This is a genomic window from Aeromonas sobria, from assembly GCF_050266975.1.
Lineage (GTDB): Bacteria > Pseudomonadota > Gammaproteobacteria > Enterobacterales > Aeromonadaceae > Aeromonas > Aeromonas sobria_B.
Genome location: NZ_JBKISU010000171.1, coordinates 1 through 201, shown reverse-complemented (window position 1 = coordinate 201; position 201 = coordinate 1). Strand labels below are relative to the sequence as shown.

General features: G+C 57.7%; 1 protein-coding gene. It reads right to left on the bottom strand.

Annotation, left to right across the window (positions count from 1 at the left end):
* On the bottom strand, window positions 1-201 hold a 201-nt coding region (locus ACLHZ1_RS20965), incomplete at both ends, for a transposase (RefSeq protein ID WP_427263578.1).

The following is a 201-nucleotide window of genomic DNA, read 5'->3' as shown; positions in this document are numbered from 1 at the left end:
CCGTCACCGCCTTGTAGTCCTTCCAGGAGACGTAGCGCAACGAGTTGCGGACCATGTGGACGATACACAGTTGCACCTTGGTCTGGGGATACTCCACGGCAATGGCATCAGGGAAGCCCTTGAGACCGTCCACACACGCAATCAGGATGTCTTCCAGACCGCGGTTCTTCAGCTCGGTCAGGACCGACAGCCAGAACTTTG